General features: G+C 74.1%; 7 protein-coding genes. All 7 read right to left on the bottom strand.

What is annotated here, in order from left to right; translation table 11 throughout:
* Nucleotides 1-83: 83 nt before the first annotated feature.
* The 7 genes from AB0B57_RS03950 to AB0B57_RS03920 all read right to left on the bottom strand — a co-directional run bounded on the left by AB0B57_RS03950 (nt 84) and on the right by AB0B57_RS03920 (nt 18,501).
* Entirely contained in the window at nt 84-482 is a 399-nt protein-coding gene (locus AB0B57_RS03950; RefSeq protein WP_357064895.1) for a nuclear transport factor 2 family protein, read from the bottom strand.
* A gap of 127 nt (nt 483-609) precedes the next feature.
* Complete coding sequence (locus tag AB0B57_RS03945) at nt 610-3,456, bottom strand: AAA family ATPase (protein ID WP_357064893.1); 2,847 nt, start codon at nt 3,454-3,456, stop codon at nt 610-612.
* Between the two features lie 448 nt (nt 3,457-3,904).
* Nucleotides 3,905-9,148: a type I polyketide synthase gene (locus tag AB0B57_RS03940; protein WP_357064892.1), complete on the bottom strand. Its 5,244-nt coding sequence runs from the start codon at nt 9,146-9,148 to the stop codon at nt 3,905-3,907.
* Between the two features lie 52 nt (nt 9,149-9,200).
* Nucleotides 9,201-9,392 carry a ferredoxin gene (locus AB0B57_RS03935; RefSeq protein ID WP_357064890.1) on the bottom strand — a complete coding sequence of 64 codons (192 nt, stop codon included), beginning with the start codon at nt 9,390-9,392 and terminating at the stop codon, nt 9,201-9,203.
* Nucleotides 9,389-10,621 (bottom strand): cytochrome P450, encoded by a 1,233-nt coding sequence (locus tag AB0B57_RS03930; protein WP_357064888.1) that lies wholly within the window; start codon nt 10,619-10,621, stop codon nt 9,389-9,391. Before AB0B57_RS03930 ends, AB0B57_RS03935 begins: the two co-directional genes overlap by 4 nt.
* Before the next feature lie 27 nt (nt 10,622-10,648).
* Complete coding sequence (locus AB0B57_RS03925) at nt 10,649-12,190, bottom strand: long-chain-fatty-acid--CoA ligase (protein WP_357064887.1); 1,542 nt, start codon at nt 12,188-12,190, stop codon at nt 10,649-10,651.
* Nucleotides 12,187-18,501 (bottom strand): type I polyketide synthase, encoded by a 6,315-nt coding sequence (locus tag AB0B57_RS03920; protein WP_357064885.1) that lies wholly within the window; start codon nt 18,499-18,501, stop codon nt 12,187-12,189. The genes AB0B57_RS03925 and AB0B57_RS03920 overlap by 4 nt, the downstream gene beginning before the upstream one ends.
* Nucleotides 18,502-18,531 lie beyond the last annotated feature (30 nt).

Here is an 18,531-nt window from a genome sequence, read left to right as displayed (position 1 = left end):
CATTGATCCTGGGCTGGGGCGGCGGTCACCACCTCGGGGACGGCCCCCGGCCGCCACCCCAGCCTTCGTCGCCCCGGGTTTGCTCAGCCGGCGACCGGGGTCACGTCGGTGGCGCCCCAGTAGGCGTGCATGGCCTCGATGGTGCCGTCCCGCCCCACCTCGAACGTGGACACGACGTTGACCGAGAGCCGGGAACCGGCCGGGCCCTGCGGGTTGTTGATGGTGGCGGTCAGCGGGATCGCGACGCTGCGCTCGTCCTGGGCGCCGGTGGGCACGCCGGGCACGTCCTTGGTGCCGAAGTCGTGCACCAGTCGGTGGAAGTAGGCGCGCAGCCCTTCCTCGCCGCTGACCAGCGGGATGCCCACCGGGTCGGCGATCACCGCGTCCGGCGAGAAGAGCTTCATCAGTCCGTCGATGTCGCCGGCGTTGACTCGCTCGAAGTATTCGAGCACCACCGCCTTGCGCTGAGCATCATCCGGCACGGTGTCCTCCTGGATCTGGTCGGTGAGATGTCCGTGCCAGTCTGGGAGGGCCCGGTGTTCGGGCGGCTCGGGTCGGGCCCCAGCCAGGGCCCCAGGGTTTGCCCCCGGGGCCCCGGGCCCGGTCGGGTCAGGTACGCGCCAGCGCGTCGCGCAGTTCCTCGCGCGACGTGATGCCGAGTTTGCGGTACGCCTGGCTGAGGTGCCACTCGACGGTCTTGACGGTGACGAACAGGATCCGGGCGATCTCCCGGTTGCGTTTGCCCTCGGCGGCGAGCAGCGCCACCCGGTGCTCGCGCGGGCTCAGGCCGGCGAGCCCGGTACGGGCCGACTCGCGGACCCGGACACCCATCGTGGCGAGCTGCTGGCGGGCCTTCTTGGCAAGCACCCGGGCGCCGGTCGCCTCGGCGATGTCGTTCGCCGTCCGCAGCCGGACCCGGGCCCGCTGCGACTCCCCCGCCCCACGCAGCGCGATGCCGAGCTGGATCAGCACCGTGCACTCGTCGATCAGCGCGCCGGTGCCCTCCAGCAGGGTCGCCGCCTCTTCGAGCAGGTCGAGTTGCCGGCCGTCGGTGACGGTCCGGGCGTACGCGCCGAGGGCGGCGCCGATGACCCGGTCCTCACCGAACGCGCGCGCCGCGGTCAGGTGGCGGTGTGCGAGGCGGCGGGCCTCGTCGCGGCGGCCCAGGTCGGCCAGCGCCTCGACGGCGGGCACCGACGGGCTGAACGCCGGGCAGCGGGCGCCCCAGTCCTCCAGCAGCTCGTGGGTGCGGAGCAGGTCGAGGGCGCCGGCCTCGGCCAGGTTCTGCGCGATGTGGAACCGGCCGCGGGCCAACATCAGCGGCAGGAACAGCACCTGGTGCGGGATCTCGGCGCTCATCCCGTACCGCTTGAACGCGTCCACCGCGCCGCTTGTCTGGTTGCGCAGCAACAGCAGTTCGGTGAGCGCGAGCACGGCGAACGGGCGGCCCAGCGCCGGCAGGTCGTCGGGCGTCGCGCCGGCCAGCACGCCGGTGGCGTCACCGTCGGCCTCGGCGAGCATGCCGCGGTTGAGGTGCACGTACGCGCGAAGCGATCGCAGGTCGTCGGACGCCAGGCCCAGGCGCAGTCCCTCGGCCCGCTGGATGGCGTCGTCGAGCACCGCGCCCGCCTCCGACAGCCGGCCGCAGCAGTACAGGCACAACGCGATCAACCAGGCGGCCTGGGCGCCGCCGTCGGGTTCGCGGACAAGCGGGCCCTGCAGCAACGCGTCCTCGCAGAGCGGGATGACGTTGGTGGCCGGTTCGCCGTTGAACAGCGCTTCGAACGCCTGCTGTGCGCGCAGCAGCGCCAGCGCGCCCACCGCCGCGTCCGGGCCCGCGTCGCCGAACTCGGCGAGCGCGCTCTCCGCGACCGGTCGGGTCGCCGAGGTCAGCTGGGCGATCTTGATGATCTCGGCGTGCAGTCGGTTGGCCAGCTCGGGGTGCTGGTCCTGAGCCTCCAGCCGGACGCCCTGGAGAACGTCCAGGGCCTCCTTGTAGCGGACCGCGGCGGTGAGCGCGCCGCTGAGGTTCAGGGCGATGGACGCGCGGGCGGCGGTCTCGACCGTCAGGTCCAGGGCCTGGGTCAGGTGCTCGACCGCGCCGGCGTCCCGGGCGCGGTGTTCGGCCTCGCCGAGGTGGGCGAGCAGCCGGGGCAGCATCTCGGCCGACACGGCCTCCTGCTCGGCCCGGCGGAACAACGCCACCGCGAGGGTGAAGTCGCCGAGCCGCAGCGCGCGTTGCCCGGCCGCGATGAGCACCTCGGCGACCCGGCTGTCGTTGGACGGCGGAGCGTGCAGCAGGTGCTCGGCGACCTGCTCGGGCGGCGCGCCGCTGCTGGCCAGCGTGCGCGCCGCGCTGGTATGTGCTCGGTAGCGGGTGGTGCGGGGCATGTGCTCGTAGACCGCGTTGCGCACGATCGGGTGCACGTAGCGTAGGTGGGTGTCGGACTCCACCACGCCGATGTCGATCAGCACGCTGGCCGCCTCGGCGACCTCGTGGCGGGACAGGCCGGTCACGCCGGCGAGCTGGTCGAAGTCCCCGGAGTTGCCGAGCACCGCCAGGCCACGGGCGAGGGTGGTGGCGTTGTCCACGTGCTCCTGGGAAGCGCGCTGCACCCAGCGGTGCACGACCCGGGCCACGTTGCGTGGGCCGGCCCGGGCCACCAGGGCGGGACTCAGCGGCCGCTCGGCGCCGCTCTCCGCCCGGATCTCGCTGATCAGCTCGTGCAGGAAGAACGGGTTGCCGCCGGTGGCCTGGTGGCAGACCCGGACCAGGGCGTCGTCGGGCAGGAAACCCAGGGCCGAGGCGAGCACCTCGCGGACGCCCTCCTCGCTGAGCACGCCGACCGGCAGCAGGTGCACGGCGGGTGACGTCACGAACGCGTGCGTGACGTCGACGTTGTAGCCGCGGTCGACCGATGCCGTGGTCGCCACGCACAGGATCGACTGCTGCTCGAGCCGACCCTCGATGTAGTGCAGGAAGCGCAGCGACGGGCCGTCGGCCCAGTGGATGTCGTCGAGAAGGAGCAGCAGCGGCTGGCGGTCGGCGAGGTTGACGAGCATCCGGTAGAGCCCCCGCAGCACCGACTGTTCACGCGCCGGGTCGTCGCTGTGCGGCTCGCCGCTGTGCGGGCCGGGCGTCGTCTGGTGGTGGAACAGTGGCGCGGCGAGCGCGGCCGCGCCGGTGAACACCGCGGCGCGTTCTTCCTCGGTCATCGACGAGAGGTGGTACTCCAGGAGCTGCCGGACGACGCCGTACGGAAATCCGGTCTCGAACTCGCTGCCGCGCGCCTGGAGGATCGCGAAGCCCTCGACCCCGCCACGGTCCTTGACCGCCTTGAGAAGGGCGGTCTTGCCGGTGCCGAAGTATCCCTCGACCAGGACGAGCGCACCGGCGTTGCGGTGGCAGGCCTGGAAGGCGTCGTCCACGACCCGGAGCTGGTGTTGTCGCTCCACCACTAGTGTACTGTCGGTTCGCAACTTGATTCTCGTTTGCGTCACTGAGGACCCCCCGTTCCCGTTAGCAACACTCACAGACGGGCCGTCGGGCGAAGCGGCGCTCGTTGCTCTCCCAGAGGACCACCGGCTGCGTCTGCGGCATCCCCCCGGATGAAAGCTCGACCACGCCCTTCGCCGTCGACTCCATGATGCGCAAGACCCTCGTCGATGGACACCCCTATAGGGGTGTGGTGAATAGGGGTGCCGGAGCACACGTTTTGACCCGGGATCACGGATCACCGGGCCTGGCTAGGGGGTCACTTCATGAAGCCCGCAGGCTCGTTACCAATCGTTTACACAATGGACGGTGCGGCGACAGAAGCGGCCGCCTGACGGTGGTTCCCGGTTCCGGTGAACTGCCGGCGCGGCTCCGCGCGGGGACGGGCGCGTGGGTCGGCCGGCCCGGTCACCGGAGGTCGAGTTCGTCCGCGGCGAACAGCCCGAACATCTCGCGGTCCGGTTCGTCGCGACCGGCTCGCCGGGACCGCGGCAGCAGGGTGCGCAGGTGGTCGGCCAGCTCGGCTGGGGTCGGGTGGTCGAAGACCGCGGCCGGTGGGAGCCGGATGCCGGTCGCGGCGACGAGGTGGTTGCGCAGTTCCACCGCGGCGAGCGAATCGAACCCGGCCTCCCGGAACGACCGACCGGCCAGGATGTCGCCGGCCGACCCGTGTCCGAGGACCGTGGACGCACTCCCCCGCACCACCTCCAGCAGGACGCGCCGGCGTTCACTCTCGGACAGCGCCGTCAGGCGTTGCGCCAGCGCGGGTCCACCGGCCGCACCGGCGGCGCGACGCATCGGAGCGCGGACCAGGGACCGCAGCAGCGAGGGCGCGCCGCCCTCGGCCGCCCGGAGGGCCGCCAGGTCCAGCCGTACCGGCACCACCGTGCTCGCGTCCATCCCCAGTGCCGCGTCGAACAGCGCCAAGGCGTCCTCGGTGGACAGGTCCCGCATTCCCGCGCGGCCGAGCCGGGCCCAGTCGCCCGCGTCCAGCCCGCCGGTCATGCCACTGGTCTCGGCCCACAGGCCCCACGCCAGCGACAGGGCGGGCCGGCCGCGCTCCCGGCGGCGGGCCGCCAGGCCGTCGAGGAAGGCGTTGGCCGCGGCGTAGGCGCCCTGACCGGCGGTGGGCAGGACGCCCGCGACGGACGAGAACAGCACGAACGCCGACAGGTCCAGCCCGGCGGTCAGTTCGTCCAACGCGACCGCCGCGTCGGCCTTCGGCGCCAGTACCCGCTCCAACTGCTCGTCGGTGATCATGGTGACGGTCGCGTCGTCGACCACACCGGCGAGGTGGACCACGGCGCGTAACGGCGCGTCTGCGGGGACGGCGGCGAGCAGCGCGGCCAGCGCGCCCCGGTCGGTGACGTCGCAGGTCACCACGTCCACCCTCGCCCCGAGGTCGGCGAGTTCCGCGGCCCACCCGGCGGTGTCACCGGCGGTCGGGTCGCGCCGACCGGTGACCAGCAGCCGCCGCACCCCGTGGCGGGTCACCAGGTGGCGGACCAGCCGCCGGCCCAGCGTGCCGGTGCCCCCGGTGACCAGGACCGTGCCCGTCGCGGACCCGAGGAGAGTGGCGGCGCGCGTCGGGTGTGCCCGGACCAGGCGCGGTACGAGTGCCTCGCCGTCGCGGAGCACGAGGTGGTCCTCACCGGCGGCGGCCGCGAGCGCGACGGCGTCCAGGATCGGAGTCTCCCGGCCGAGTCGGTCACCGGTCACCAGCAGGAACCGGCCCGGATGCTCGGCCTGCGCGGAACGCACCAGCCCCTCGGCCGCGGCGTGGGCGGGCAGACCCGCACGCGTGACGACCGCGAGCCGCATACCGGCGTGGTGTTCCTCCTCCAGCAGCCAGCTGCGGATCAGCGCCAGAGCCTGCCGTACCGCGCCCCGCGCGTCCGCTCGCGGATCGAGCGCGGCGACGGCCACCCGCGGCGGTCCGGCGGGATCCGCCGCGGCCGGCGGAGAGACCAGGGCGCGCGGGCCGAGCGGGGGCAGCGGTACGGCGCGCCGGACGTCGGCCGGCCGGCCGGACACGGGCACCTCCGCCACGACGAACAACGCGTCGCGCCCGGGCCACGCCTCGCTCGCGTCCCCAGCGGGTGGCGGCCGCAGCGTCAGCCCCTCGATGGCCGCGACCGGGTCGCCGGACTCGTCGGCAACGGTTACCGACACCGTCCCGGCGACCGCCGGGGCGAGCCGCACCCGCAGCACGGTCGCGCCTGTCGCGTACACCTCGGCGCCTTCGAAGGCGAAGGGCAGCACGCCTGCGCCGCCGGTGGGCACCAGGCCGGTCAGGACGATCGGGTGCAGCGCGGCATCCAGCAGGGCGGGCTGCACCAGCCAGCCGGTCGCGTCGACGCCGTCCGGCAGGGCCACCTCGGCGAACACCTCGTCGCCGCGCCGCCAGGCGGCCCGCAGGCCCCGGAAGGCCGGCCCGTACCGCAGGCCGGCGCCCGCGAGGCGGGCATAGCAGCCGGTCAGGTCGAGCGGATCGGCATCCGGTGGCGGCCAGATCGGGAGCCCGGGACCGGGCACGTCGGCCGGGGCGAGCACGCCGGACGCGTGGCGGGTCCAGGGTCCGCCCGCGGCCGGGCCGGGCCGGGCGTACACCTCCACCCGGCGCCGCCCGGCGTCGTCCGCCTCGCGCACGACGACCTGGACGTCCATCCCGTCGCCGTCGACCAGCACCAGCGGGGTGTGCAGGAGAAGTTCGTCGAGCCGGTCGCAACCGGCCTCGTGGCCCGCCCGCAGGGCCATGTCCAGCAGGGCCGTGCCCGGCAGCACCACCCGCTCACCCACCCGGTGGTCGGCCAGCCACGGCCAGGTGGCCACCGACAGCCGTCCGGTGCGGACCGTGCCCCGGCCGTCGGCGAGCTCCACCGCTGGGCCGGACAGCGGGTGGCCGGGATCCGGGGCCGGGCCACGCGCGGACGGCCGGAGCCAGAACCGCTCGCGCCGAAAGGGGTAGGTCGGCAGGTCCACCCGCTGACCGCCCGGGCAGAGCGCCGCCCAGTCCACCTCGATCCCGGAGGTCCAGGCCCGGGCCAGACCCTCCACGACGACTACCGGCTCCGGGCGTCCCGGGCGGCCGAGCGGGCAGAGCACCACCTCGTCCGGGCTTGTCAGGGTGTCGGCGGCCAGCCCGGACAGCACGCCGTCCGGGCCGACCTCCATCAGGTGGCGGATGCCGGCACCCTCCAGCGCCCGGACGGCGTCGGCGAAACGCACCCCCTCGCGGGCGTGCCGCAGCCAGTAGCCGACCGAGGTGAGGTCACCGGGCCCGGCGCGACGGCCGGTCACCGTGGACACCACCGCCGACCGTGGCTCCCGGAACGTGAGTCCGGACAGCACGGCGCGGAAGCCGGCAAGCATCGGCTCGACCAGCGGCGAGTGGAAGGCGTGGCTGACCCGCAACCGGCGGGTCCGTACCCCGTGGCCGGCGAAGTGCCCGGCGAGGTCGGTCACCGCCCGCTCGGTGCCGGAGACCACGACCGCCGCCGGGCCGTTGACCGCGGCGATGCCGGCGTCGCCCGCGCGGCCGGCCAGCGCCGCCAGCACCTCGGCCTCCCCGGCGGCGACGGCCAGCATGGCGCCGGCCTCCGGGAGCTCCTGCATCAGCCGTCCCCGGGCCGCCACCAGCGCGCAGGCGTCCGGCAGGTCGAGGACGCCGGCGACGTGCGCCACCGCGATCTCCCCCACCGAATGGCCCACCATCAGGTCCGGGCGGGTCCCGCAGGACGCGAGCAGACGGAAGAGCGCCACCTGGTAGGCGAACAGCACCGGCTGGGCCCACTCGGTCCGGCGGAGCGCCCGCTCGTCCGCACCGAAGGCGACCTCGTCCAGCCGGCCGGGAAGCATGCCGTCCAGCACGTCACGCGTCTCGGCCCAGGCCGCCGCGAACTCCGGGAAGGCCGCGTACAGCTCAGCGCCCATGCCGGGTCGTTGCGCGCCCTGGCCGGCGAAGAGCAGACCCAGGCTGGTCCCGACGCCGCGGGTCACGGAGCGGACCACCCCGGCCCGCGGGGCGCCGGAGACGACAGCTTCGAGCCCGGCGCTCAACTCCGCCCGTGAGTGCCCGGCCACGACGGCCCGGTGCTCCAGTGGCGTCCGGGTGCGGGCCAGCGACCAGGCGACGTCCACCGGCCGCGCGGCGGCGCAGGGTTCCCCGGCGGACCCCAGCAGGGCCGCGGCCCGGTCGCGCAGCGCGTCCGCGTCACGCGCCGACAACACCCAGGGTACGACGACGGGCTCGGCCGGCTCCGGTCCGTGGTCCGCCCGGGGAACGCCGGCGACGTCCTCGATGATGACGTGGGCGTTGGTGCCGCTGATGCCGAACGACGAGACGCCCGCCCGCCGTCTCCGGTCGGTGCCCGGCCAGGGCTGGTCCTCGGCGAGCAGCCGCAGCCCGCCGGTCCAGTCGATGTGCGGCGAGGGGGTGTCCGCGTGCAGGGTCCGGGGCAGTAGGCCGTGCCGCATGGCCATGACCAGCTTGATGACCCCGGCCACACCCGCGGCGGCCTGGGTGTGGCCGATGTTGGGCTTCACCGTGCCGATCAGCAACGGCCGGTCCACGGGACGGTCCCGGCCGTAGGTGGCGGTCAGCGCCTGTGCCTCGATGACGTCGCCCAGCCTGGTGCCGGTGCCGTGGGCCTCCACCACGTCCACGTCGGCGGCGGCCACCCCGGCGTCGGCCAGCGCCTGCCGGATGACCTGTTCCTGCGCCTCGTCGTTGGGGGCGGTCAGGCCGTTGGACGCGCCGTCCTGATTGACCGCCGAGCCCTTCACCACGGCGAGCACCGGATGCCCGTGCCGCCGCGCGTCGGTCAGCCGTTCCAGCAGCAGCAGCCCCGCGCCCTCGGCCGGGCCGAAGCCGTCGGCCGTCGCGGCGAACGCCTTGCACCTGCCGTCCGCCGCCACCGCCTGCTGCCGGCTGAGGCCGACGAGCCAGTTCGGGGTGGACATGACGGTGACCCCGCCGGCCAGCGCCATCGTGCACTCGCCGCGCCGCAGCGCCTGCACGGCGAGATGCAGCGCCACCAGGGACGAGGAACAGGCCGTGTCCACGGTGATCGCCGGGCCGCGCAGCCCGAACGTGTAGGCGATCCGGCCGGACAGCACGCTCGTGGTGTTCCCGACGGCCAGGTAGCCGTCCAGGTCCCGGCCGGCCGGATCACCGAACCGCGGCGCGTACTCCTGGGGGGCGGCGCCGACGAAGACGCCGGCCGTCTCGCCGCGCAGGTCTCCAGCGGGCAGACCGGCGCGTTCGAACGCCTCCCACGCCACCTCCAGCAGCAACCGCTGCTGCGGGTCCATGGCGAGCGCCTCGCGTGGCGAGATGCCGAACAGCCCGGCGTCGAACCCGGCGACGTCGCGGAGGAATCCGCCGGCGCGCAGATAGCTCGTCCCGGGTCGCAACGGGTCGGCGTCGTACAACGCGTCGAGGTCCCAGCCGCGGTCGGCGGGCAGCGGCGAGATCGCCTCCCGGCCGCCGGCGACCAGGTTCCAGAGCTCCTCGGGTGAGCTGACTCCGCCGGGGAACCGGCAGGCCATCGCGACGACGGCGACCGGCTCCCGCAGGCGCTGCCTGGTCTGACGCAGATCAGCGGTGGCCAGCCGGAGGTACTGGCGCAACTGTTGTTCGCTGGCGGACACGGCGGGGACTCCCCAGGGGCGAGGCGGGGTGGGGGCGGGGCGGACGGGGCGGCTACTCGATGGTGATCACCTGGGCCGGGCAGCCCAGCACCGCCTCCTCCACCGCCTCGTGCTGGTCGGCCGGTGGTTCCGCCTGCAGCACCCGGACCACGCCGTCCTCGTCGCCCTGGTCGAACACCTCAGGTGCGGTGAACGCGCACACGCCCGATGCCACGCACCGGTCGGCGTCCACCCTGATCCTCATGCCGACGCCCCAGCCGTCGCGGGCCGGATGGCGGTCCAGTCCACCGGCACCTCGGCCGGCCCGAACACCGGCGTTCCGGTCTTGAACGGCACGTCCGCCAGCGGCGTCGCCAGGCGCAGCGACGGCACGCGGCGCAGCAGCGTCTCCAGGACCACGGTGAGTTCGAGTCGCGCGGTCTGCTGCCCGAAGCACTGGTGGGTGCCGTAGCCGAAGCCCATGTGCGGGTTGGGCCGCCGGCCGACGTCCAGCCGATCGGGGTCGGCGAACGCCTCGGGATCGCGGTCGGCCACCTGGATGGCGGCGACGACGTAGTCCCCCGCGGCGACCGGATGGCCGCCGATCTCGGTGTCGCGGGTCGCCTGGCGCACGATCCCCGGCGCGCCGCCGAAGAAGCGCACCAACTCCTCCACCGCGCCGGGCACCAGGGTGGGATCGGCCCGCAGCCGCTCGAACTCCGCCGGGTGCGCCAGCAGGGCGAGCACGCCGTGGGACATGACGGTGGCGGTGGTGTCGAACCCGACGGCCAGCATGGTGGCGGCGATCGCCACCAGTTCCGGGTCGCTGAAGGGTCGGTCGCCGGCGGCGCTGCGCGTGATCATGCGGCTGAGGGCGTCGTCGCCGGGGTGCGCGCGCCGCTGCACGATCATCTTGTAGAGGTACGCGTGCAGGGGCTGGACCGCGGCGGCGAGGTCCTCCTTGCTGGTGCCGGTGAACACCGCCGTGGCGGCGTTCTGGAAGAGCTCGCGATCGCCGGGCGGCACCCCGACGAGGTCGCCGATGGTGGCCGCGGTGACGGGCAGGGCGAAACCGGTGTAGAAGTCGGCCGGCGGGCCGGCGGCGGCCATGGCGTCGAGTCGGTCGTCGACGATCTGCTGCACGATCGGACGCAACGCCGCCATCCGCTTGGGCGTGGCGAGTTCGGGGGCCATGTGCTGGCGGAAGCGTTGGTACTCCGGGCCGTCCAGCCGGGTGAACTCGCCCACCCCGATCGGCCGGTCCGGGTCGGCGTGCGCCATCAGGTGGATGGCCTGGCCGGCCCGGCTGCTGAAGCGGTCCGCGTCGCCGAGGACGTCGCGGACGTCCGCGTACCGGGTGACCAGCCAGGCGGTCAGCCCGGTCGGGCATCTCACCCGGGTCACCGGCGCCTCGGCGCGCAGCCGCGCCGTCTCCGGCGCCGGGCCGAACGGACACTCCTGCAACCGGGGTGTCGGCAGGGGCGCAAGGTCCATGGGGTTCTCCGTCTCCGGTGCGTCTGGTCAGGAAAGGTCACGCAGCTGGCGGCGCAGGACCTTGCCACTGGCGTTGCGGGGCAGGGCGGCGACGAAGGCGTACTCGGTGGGAGCCTTGTAGTCGGCCAGCCGGTCCTTCAGGAAGGTCCGCAGCTCGCGGGGGGACGGCTGGTGGTCCGGCCGGGGCACCACGAACGCCTTGACCGCCTCGCCGCGGACCTGATCGGGCACCCCCACCACGGCGACCTCGGCCACCGCCGGATGCCGGCCGAGGGCCTTCTCCACCTCGGCCGGGTACACGTTCTCCCCGGCCACCAGGACGACGTCCTTGATCCGGTCCCGGATGTAGAGGTAGCCGTCCTCGTCGAGGTAACCCGCGTCGCCGGTGTGCAACCATCCGCCGGCGAGGGCGCTCTCGGTGTCGCGGGGACGCCGCCAGTAGCCGTCCATGACGGCGGGGGTGTCGAGGTAGACCTCACCGACCTGCCCGGCGGGCAGCGGGTGGCCCGCGCGGTCCACGATCTGCACGGCCACCCCGGGGTACGGGCGGCCGGCCGCGGTGAGGCGGGAACTGCCCGGCACGTGGTCGGACGGCGGCAGGCAGACCGCCGACGCGCAGGTTTCGGTGAGCCCGTAGATCTGGGCGAACTGGCAGCCCATCACGTCCAGGCAGCGCCGCAGCAACTCCTCGGGGATGGGGCTGCCGCCGTAGACGACCTTGCGCAGGCCGACGAAGGCGTCCCGTCCGGCACCCGGCTCGTCCAGCAGGATCCGCAGCATGGACGGCACCATCATGGTGTTGGTGATGCCGCCGTCGCGGATCAGGGCGAGGGTCCGCGCGCCCTCGAAGCCCTGCCCGATCACGCTTGTGGCGCCGGCCCGGAAACCCTGCAGGAACCACCACGGCGGGCCGATGTGGTGGCCCGGCAGGACGTGCAGGATGCGGTCGTCCGCGCGCAGTTCCAGCCAGTCGAGCCGGTGCCGGGCGAGCAGGTCGTTGACCGCCCAGAAGCTGCCCTCGCCGAGCACCACACCCTTGGGCGCGCCGGTGGTTCCGCTCGTGTACATCTGCATCAGCGGGCGGCCGGGACCGGCGGTGGCCGCGGGGATCGAGGCGCCGGGCCGGCTGCGGGCCGGGAGACCCAGATCGAGCACGGTACGCAGGCCCGGCAGTGCCGCCCGCAGCCGTTCCACCCCGGGCCGCCGTTCGGGTTCGGTGACCAGGAGCGCGACCTCGGCGTCGCGCAGCACGTGCTCCACCTCCACCGGGGTGAGCCGCGGGTCGACCGGCACCAGCACCGCGCCGATCTTGGCGCAGGCCAGGAGAAGTTCGTGGTAGTGCTCGGTGTCCCTGGCGAGGTACCCGACCCGGGCTCCGGGGGTGATGCCGTCGGCGAGCAGCGTCTGCGCGGTGTCGTCGCTGCGCTCGTGCAGTTCGCGGAAGGTCAGCTGCCGCCCGCCGCACTCGACGGCGATCCGGTCCGGCCGGACCTCGGCGTGGTGCGCCGCGGTGGCGGCGATGGTGGCGAACCGCGGGGTGGAACCGGCGGACGGCCCGGCGTGGCTCATCGGGTCTCCCCGTCCGTGCCCGCGTGGACGGTGGCGAGCTGCCCGTCGATGAACTCGGCGAGCTGGGCGACCGACGGATGGTCGAAGACACTCGCGGTGGACAGCGGCATCCGGAAGCACGTCTCCAATGCGTTCTTCAACTCGACGGCGGCCAGCGAGTCCAGGCCGATCTCGAAGAAGCGGGCGTCCGGCGGCACGTCGTCGGGGCCGTCGTAGTGCAGCTGGGTGGCGATCAGACCGCGTACCGTCCCGGAGACCGCCTCGCGCCGGTCACCGTCCGGGAGCGCCAGCAGCGCCCGCAGGTCGACGGTGGCGGTCGGCGCGGACGGGCCCCGGCCGACCTCGTGGTAGAGGCTGTTGGGCTGCGGGCGGGTCGACGCGCACCGGTCCCAGTCGACCTCGGCGATCGTCACCTGAGCGGGTGGCCGGCTCAGCAGGCGCAACAGCGCACGCACCCCCACGGCCGGCCGGAAGAAGCCGAACCCCTGGCGCTCGATGTTCGTGACGTACTGCCGGTCCATGCCCGCCGCCAGGCCGATCTCGCCCCAGGCTCCCCAGTTGACCGAGGTGCCGGGCAGCCCGGCGGCGTGCCGCCGGCGCATGAGATCGTCCAGGAACGCGTTGCCCGCGGCGTAGTTCGCCTGGCCGGCGGTGCCGAGGATCGAGGTCGCCGACGAGTAGCCGATGAAGAACCGCAGCTCGGGATGGTCGAGGGCGGCCCGGTGCAGCAGCAGGCTGCCGTACACCTTGGCGTGGAAGACGGTGTCGATGCTCTGCCAGGTCTGCGCGGCCACCGGCGCGTCGGCCAGCACGCCCGCCGCGTGCACGATGCCGCCCAGCGGCTGCGGTCGCGACGCCAGCTCGGCGAAGACGCGCCGGACGTCCGCGGCGGTGCCGACGTCGCCGGCGCAGGTGATCAGCTCGGTGTCCGGGCCCAGCCTGGCCCGCAGGGCGGCCAGGTCGTCGGCGGGCGGGATGCTCCGGCCCAGCAGGGCGATGTGGCGGGCGCCGTGCGCGACGAGGCGTTCCGCGACAAGCCGACCCAGCGCACCGAACCCGCCGGTGACCAGGTACGTACGGTCCGGGCCGATCTCGACCGGTCGCCCGGCCGGCGACGGCTCGTCGTCGAAGCCGATGACCAGTTTGCCGATGTTGGCGCCCCGGCTGAGCACCCCGAACGCCTCCTCGACCTCGTCGAGGCTGTAGACGGTGGTGGGCAGGGCGCCGAGGTCCCCGGCGGACACCAGCTCCATGACCGGGCCGAGCACCGTCCGGGCGAGTTCCTGGTTGTCCGCCGTGCCGGCCGCGCCGAAGTCGAAGGTGCGGTAGGTGACGTCGGGCCGGGCGTGGCTGATCTCGGCGGGCGTCCACGCGCCGATCTTGCCGAGTTCGACGAACCGGCCGTCGCGCCCCAGGGACCGCAGGCTCGCCTCGACGTAGTCGCCGCCGAGGCTGTGCAGGACGACGTCGACGCCCTCGCCGTTGGTGGCGGCCAGGATCTCGTCGGCGAAGGCGCGCGTGCGGGAGTTCATCAGGTGCCGCACTCCCTGGGCGCGCAGGACCGGCCACTTGTGCGGGCTGGCGGTGGCGAAGACCTCCGCCCCGGCCCGTTGGGCGATGCGGACCGCGGCCTGGCCGACACCGCCGGCCGCGGCGTGCACCAGGACCCGGTCACCGGGCCGGATCCCCGCCAGCCGGTGCAGCGCGTGCTGGGCGGTGAGGTAGGCCACCGGCAGGGCCGCGGCCTCGGCGAAACTCAGCCGGGCGGGCTTGCGGGCGGCCAGCACCGATTCGGTCGTCACCATCCGCCGCAGAGCCCCGATGTGGGCGCCGACCACGGCGTCACCCACCCGGAACGGGGCGAGGGGGCCGGCCGCGGTCACCACGCCCGCGTATTCCAGTCCCAGCGGCAGCTCCGGCGGTGCGAGCCCGGCCTCCTCGGCGACCTGTCGGTGCAGGCCCAGCACGTTGAGGACGTCCTTGACGTTCAGGCCGGCCGCGTGGACCCGTACCTGGATCTCACTGCCCCGGGGGGCCGGCGGCTCGGCGAGCGGCACCGCGGCGATGCCACTGAACTGGCCGTACTCCCTGACGACCAGTTCGCGGTCGGTGCGGGGGCCGCCGGTGCCGGCGTACACCCGGCGCACGTGGCGCAGTCCGCCGCGGTAGGCCACCTGATACTCGGCGGAGTCCCTGGCGGCCCACTCGTCCAGCAGCGCGGCGGCGTTGCGGCCGGCGTCGTCCGAGGTGGACGGTGGCAGGTCGACGAGGGTGACCCGGTAGGCGGGGTACTCGGTCCACATGGTGTGGCCGAAGCCCCACAGCGTGGCGGCGGCAGCCGGCTCCGCCGCGACCGCGCGCTCGGCGCCCGGCACCCACTGGCCGTTCTCGGTGACCAGCCACAGCCGCTGGTCCGGACCGAAGCCGGCACCGGCCAGCGCGTCGCGCAGGGCGAGCAGGTCGCGGTAGTTGCGCTCGCACTCGGCGGGCAACTCCTCGCCGGGCTCCGGCGGCCGCCAGAACCAGCAGACGTGGGTGGGTCGCTCCGGCAGCAACCTCGCCGCGTCGGCCGCCGAGTCCGCGACGAGGAGTGTCACGTCGCGCTCCCGCGCCGGATCGGCCAGCGCCGCGAGGCTGGCCGGCGACGGCCCAACGAGCAGCACCCGGCACGGCTCCGCACCGGTGACCCGCAGCGAGCGCTTGATCCACCGCACCTCGGAGAGCATCCGGTCTCGGTCCGGGGCGGCGTTGGCCACCCGCCGCAGCGTCAGGCCGGCCAGCACGAAGACGGCCCGGTCGCCGTCCAGCACGAGCAGGTCCGCGGTGGGCGGCTCCGGCTGCTCCCACCGGTCCGTGCCGTCGGCGGGCGCGTTGATCCGCAGTACGCTGCGCAGCGTCTCACCGCGCGGCTTGCGCAGCAGCCGCCAGCCGTCGAAACCGACCGGCATGGCGACCGTGTCGCTGTCGTCGGCGAACATCGCGATGGTCTGGAAGGCACAGTCCAGGACGGCCGGCGGCAGGTGCTCGCCCAGGGCCGGTTCCGCCCCGCGTAGCGCACCGACGGCGAGACCGGCGCCGTGCCGGGAGGCCCCGGTCAATCCCTGGAACGCACCGCCGTACGTCACGCCGAGCTCGGTGAAGTCGGCGTAGAGGTCGTCGGCCGACCGCCGGGCGGTGGGCTCGCCCGCCGCGTCCGCCAGGCCCCGCAACTCGCGTTCCGTGCCGGCGAGCCGGGCCGTGGCTTCGTCCGCACCGGAGGCCCGGACGGTGGCGGTGACGTGGCGGCGCTCGATCGGCTCGCCCGCCGGATCGTCGTCCCGCGCCACGCTGGTGATCTCCACCTCCGCGACGCCGTCCGGGCCGTGCCGCAGCCGGGTCCGGAGCTCGACGGCGCCCTCCTCGGGAACGAGGAGCGCCTCGTGGATCGTCAGGCCGGTGACCGGTAGCCCGGTCTCACCGAACACCGCGTCCTGCAGCGCCAGCAGCATCTCCACGTAGCCGGCGCCGGGGAAGACGATCCGGCCCATCACCTGGTGGCCGGCCAGGTAGGCAGGTCGGCGGGCGTCTATTCGCGCGGCGTACGCCCGTACCCCGGTAGCGCGCTGCTCCTCGGTGGTGACGTCCCGGCCGAGCAGTGGGTGTGTGCCGGACCCGCCACGCGCCGGGCTGGCGTCGATCGCCGCCGGTAGCCAGTGCCGTCGCCGGTCGAAGGCGTACGTGGGCAGGGTGACCCGGCGCCCGGGACGGCCACTGTGGTAGCCGGACCAGGAGACCGGGACACCGGCCACGTACAGCTGGGCGAGGGCCTGGCGGGCCACCGTGCCGTCGGTGTCCTCCGGGTGCAGGGTGTTCAGCCACTGGTGCTCGCCGGGCAGTTCGAGGCACTGCTTGCCCAGGCCGATGAGCTCGGTGGCCGGACCGACCTCCAGGAAGACGTGGCTGCCACGGGCGGCGACGGCCCGTACCCCGTCGGCGAAGCGCACCGGCTCCCGCAGGTGGCGTCCCCAGTAGCCCGGGGTGGACAGCTCGGCGGGGTCGGCGACCTCGCCGGTGAGATTGGAGATGAGGGTGAACTCCGGGCGGTGGAACGTGAGGCCCGCGACGATGTCGGTGAGCTCCTCGGCGGCTGCCGCCATCAGCGGTGAGTGGGAGGCGCAGGACACCGCGATCCGCCGGTGCTTGATCTCGCGTTCGGCCAGCCGCTCCTCGACGGCAGCCAGGGACTCCCGGCCGCCGGAGAGGACGAGCTGCCGGGCGCCGTTGACCGCGGCCACCGACACGTCGTCTTGACTGGCCAACAGGGGGGTGACGTCCGGCAGCGGCGCCTCGACCGCGGTCATCGCCCCCGGCGGCGACTCGTCCATGAGCCGGGCCCGGTGCGCCATCAGGGTGACGGCGTCATCGAGGGTGAACAGCCCGGCGGTGGTGGCCGCGACGATCTCGCCGATGCTGTGGCCGGCCAGCACGGAGGGACGTACCCCCCACGACAGCCACAACTGCGCCACCGCGTACTCCAGCATGAACAGGGCGGGCTGCATGTAGCGGATGCGGTGGATCAGCTCGGCGTCGTCGGCACGGCCGAGCAGCATGTCCCGGACCGATCGCCCGAGGTGCGGGGTGAACAGCCGGTCGCAGGCGTCGAGGTGTTCGCGGAACGTGTCGTGGCGCTCGTAGAGGGGCCGGCCCATGCCGACGTACTGGGAGCCGCCGCCGGAGAACAGGAACGCCACCTTCGGCGGGCCGCTCGTCCGCTCCGGTCGCCCGGACCGGGTCACGGCACGGTCGAGCAGCCGGGCCACGTCGTCGTGGTCCCGGACCACCCCGGCGGTCCGCAGGTCGAAGTGGGCCCGGCCGGTGGTGGCCGTGTGACACAGGTCCGCGACGTCGAGGTCCGGCCGGTCCCGCAGCATCCGCTGGTAGCGCCGGATCTGTCCGCGCAGCGCGGGCTCGCTCTTCGCGGAGAGGGCGAAGATGTGCTCCTCCCCGGGCCGGGGCTCCGGCCCCGGACCGGCACCGGGCGCCTCTTCCAGGACGACGGAGGCGATGATGCCGGTCAGGCCGAAGGAACTGACGAGCGCCCGCCGGGGCTCGGCCGTCCAGGGGCTGCCCTTGGTGGGCACGGTTACCGGAATGGTGTCCCAGGGAATGCGGGTGGACGGCGTCTCCAGGTTCAGGTGCGGATAGATCTCGCCGTCGCGCATCTGCAGGACCGTCTTGATGAGACCACCGACGCCCGCGGCCGACTCCATGTGCCCGATGTTCGTCTTGACCGAACCCACCACCAGCGGATCTTGTCCGGTGTGGCCGGCTCCGAAGACGGCGTTGAGCGCGCCCATCTCGATCGGGTCGCCCAGCGGGGTGCCCGTGCCGTGCGCCTCGACGTAGGAGACGTCGCCCGGCTGAAGGTCGGCCACCGCGAGCGCGGCGCGGATCAGCCGTTCCTGGGCGGTGCCGTTCGGGACCATGAACGAACTGCTCTCGCCGTCCTGCCCGACGGCTGAGCCCCGGACCACGGCGTACACCCGGTCGCCGGCACGCCGGGCGTCGGAGAGCCGTTTGAGCACGACGACGCCACAGCCCTCACTGCGGCAGTAGCCGTCGGCCGCGTCGTCGAAGGTCTTGCACCGGCCGTCGGGGGCCAGCATGTTGCCGTGGCTGGCGAGGATGTGGGCGCGCGGGCTGTGGATGGTGTTCACGCCGCCGCACAGCGCCAGGTCGGTCTCGCCGGCCCGCAGCGCCTGCGCGGCCAGGTGCACCGTCACCAGGGACGCGGAACAGGCGGTGTCGACGGTCATGCAGGGCCCGCGCAGGCCGAGGAAGTACGACAGCCGGCCGGACAGCGCGCTGAAGGTCGCCCCGGTGGCCATGTAGGTGTTCAGTTCCGCGTACGAGTAGGCGGCCATCTCACCGGCGTAGTCCGGGTTGCTGACGGCCAGGTAGACGGCACTGTTGCCGTGGCGCAGGCGGGACGGGTCGATGGCGGCGTCCTCGAGCGCCTCCCAGGCCACCTCCAGGGCGAGCCGCTGCTGCGGGTCGACGAAGTCCGCCTCCTTGGGCGAGACGTTGAAGAACTTGGCGTCGAAGTGGTCGACGTCGTCGAGAAATCCGCCCTGCGCGCAGCGGATGGTGCCCTTGGCGTCCGGGTCGTCGGAGGTCAGCCCCTCCGGGTCCCACCGGTCGGTGGGCAGGGGCCGGATGCCCGACCGTCCAGCCCGCAGGAACGCGGCGAATTCGTCGGGAGTGGTGTTACCGCCCGGAAATCGCAGGCCGATACCGACGATGGCGATCGGCTCGCCGTACGGTGTGGACATCACTCCCCCTCGGTGGTGAAGGCTTGCCGG

Source organism: Micromonospora sp. NPDC049101 (genome assembly GCF_040648675.1).
GTDB lineage: Bacteria > Actinomycetota > Actinomycetes > Mycobacteriales > Micromonosporaceae > Micromonospora.
The sequence above is the reverse complement of the archived record's forward strand: the minus strand, read 5'-3'. Positions and strand labels throughout refer to the sequence as shown.